Origin of the sequence: Bradyrhizobium sp. NBAIM08, assembly GCF_020193935.1 — a bacterium.
Lineage (GTDB): Bacteria > Pseudomonadota > Alphaproteobacteria > Rhizobiales > Xanthobacteraceae > Bradyrhizobium > Bradyrhizobium yuanmingense.
Window position 1 is genome coordinate 1 of sequence record NZ_JADYVR010000470.1, and the last position, 437, is coordinate 437.

The 437-nt window shown below is 67.5% G+C and carries 1 protein-coding gene; it reads left to right on the forward strand.

Going from position 1 to position 437, the window contains the following annotated elements; genetic code table 11:
- Positions 1-15: 15 nt before the first annotated feature.
- The coding region (locus tag I6F37_RS40485; protein WP_225154446.1) for a carboxyltransferase domain-containing protein at positions 16-437 on the forward strand (422 nt) is incomplete at its 3' end.

A 437-nucleotide genomic window follows, 5' to 3' on the forward strand; every position in this document is an offset into this window, starting at 1 on the left:
GTGGAGATCCCTGTCGTGTACGACGGCGCCGACCTCTCGGAAGTGGCGGCCGCGTGTGGGTTGAGCATCGACGAGGTGGTCGTGCTGCATTCGAACGCGACCTACACCGTCGCGTTCTGCGGATTCACTCCCGGCTTCGCGTACTTACGGGGCCTCCCGCCTGTTCTGCAACTGCCACGTCGTGACTCACCCCGAACACGCGTGCCGCCGGGCTCGGTTGCCGTAGCGAGCGAGTACTGCGCGGTGTATCCAACAGCTTCGCCCGCCGGTTGGAACCTGATCGGCAGCACGTCGCTGACGCTCTTCGACGGGTCCGCCGCCAACCCGGCGCTACTGCGTCCTGGCGACCGGGTGCGCTTCGTCCCGGTGACTTCGGTCTCCTCGCCAACCGATCCGCTGGACCGCGACCTGCCGCCTGCGGTGCCTCCGACTCATGC